Consider the following 1,995-nt stretch of genomic DNA (forward strand, 5'->3'; position numbering starts at 1 on the left):
AGACCGGCGAGCCGATCGACGTGGGGACGACCGACAATGGCAACACCGGCTATTTCCTCCCGAACCGCGACGGTTACAACCAGCGCACCGGCCGCTCACTGATCCTTGCGCGCAAGCGCTATCTCGGCGCCGCCAAGCTCGATTTCGAATTTTCCGATAATCTCGAAGGCTTCGCGCAGGTTCAATATTCGCGGATCGATTCGGGCGAGACGCGCGAATCCTACGGCATCGGCTGGGATTCGACGTTCCCGATCACCGATCCCGTCACCGGGATCACGACCGAAATCGAATATGGCAAGATTCCCTGCCGCCGCGCACCCGGCCCCTGCAACCCGTTCGTCCCGCCCGAGCTGCGCGGTTCGGAAACGCCGTCGACCGGCGCCGGCATCGCCTGGGATCGCCGCTTCGACGAGGTTGGCGGCCAGATCACCGAGAACAAGCGCGAGACGATCCGCAGCTGGGCGGGGTTGCGCGGCAAGATTTCGGACAGCTGGAACTGGGAGGCCAGCGTCGGTTTCGGCCAGTATAAGCAGGACCAGTGGCGCCGCAACGAGATCAACGGGCTCAACCTGATCCAGGCACTGAACGCCGAAACGGGGCCGAACGGGCCGCAGTGCGTCGACGCCGACGCGCGCGCCGCGGGCTGCGTCGCGATCGACCTGTTCGGCGAGGGATCGATCACCCCCGAGATGGCGAACTGGATTCGCGCCGACCTGCATCAGGACCTGACAATCCGCCAATATACCGGACAGGCGTTCGTGACCGGCGAACTGCTCCAGCTCCCCGCGGGGCCGGTCGCCGCCGCCTTCGGCGTCGATTTCCGCAAGGACAGCCAGCAATTGCGCGGCGACCTTCTGGCGCAGACCGGCGGGACCACCGGCAATGCGATCCCCGACTTCGGCGGCTCGATCAGCGCCTATGAAGGCTATGGCGAAGTCAGCGTGCCGCTGCTCAAGGACGCGCCGGGCGCCTATCTGCTCAGCGTCGATGCATCAGCGCGTGTCGCGCACTATGACATCGACAATGTCGGTACGGTGCTGAGCTACCGCGGCGGCATTCAATATGCGCCAATTCCCGATATCCGCTTCCGCGCCCAATTCGCGCGCGCTCAGCGCGCGCCCGACATCGCCGAGCTCTATTCGCCGCCGCGCGGCAATTTCGAGGCGGCGGACGATCTGTGCGACGGGATAACGCCGACGACCGCGGGCCGTCTGGCCGCCAACTGCCGTCTCGATCCGGGCATTCAGGCGCTTTTCGCGCGGCAGGCCGGTCAAAATCAGGACCAGCTCTACGAACAGGCGGGCAACAACATCTACAGCCCCAATGGCGGCAACCTCGATCTCAAGGAGGAAACCGCGGACACGCTGACGCTCGGCGCGGTCTTCGCCCCGCGCTTCATCCCGGGACTCTCGCTCGCGGTCGACTATTACGACATCAGCATCAAGGATGCGATCGACGCCTATTCGAACCGCGATACCCAGCTGCAATGCTATGATACCGACGTGCCCGCGGCCGAGAATCCGTTCTGCGCCGATATCACCCGCAACCCGGTGAACGGCCAGATCGTCTCGCTCGTCCAGCGGCAGGCGAACCTCGCGAGCTTCGATACGACGGGGATCGACGTCGCGTTCAACTATCGCTTCCGCCTCGACGACGCGCTCGGCATCCCAGGCCGGTTCGACCTGCGCTATGACGGGACGCACGTGTTGAAGCAGAAACAGCGCTTCCAGGGTCTCGACGGCGTCGTCACCAATGATTTCGCGGGCGATCTTCAGAACGGCAGCTTCAAATATCGCGCGCGGGGTTCGCTCGCCTGGACGATCGACAAGTTCCGCATCCGCTGGACGACCACCTATTACGGCAAGATCAACGACAGCAACCATCTGCGCGACGATTATCTTGCGCTGCTCGAAACCAATCCGAATGCCGAGGTGCCGATCTTCCTCAACATCGGCGACGTGTGGGAGCACGACCTGTTCCTGTCGTTCGACCTCG

At 64.0% G+C, this 1,995-nt stretch carries 1 protein-coding gene; it reads left to right on the forward strand.

What is annotated here, in order from left to right; translation table 11 throughout:
• A partial coding sequence (locus tag VGD20_RS19580) for a TonB-dependent receptor domain-containing protein (RefSeq protein ID WP_331136051.1) occupies window positions 1-1,995 on the forward strand: 1,995 nt, incomplete at both ends.

The organism is Sphingopyxis sp., from assembly GCF_036402335.1.
Lineage (GTDB): Bacteria > Pseudomonadota > Alphaproteobacteria > Sphingomonadales > Sphingomonadaceae > Sphingopyxis.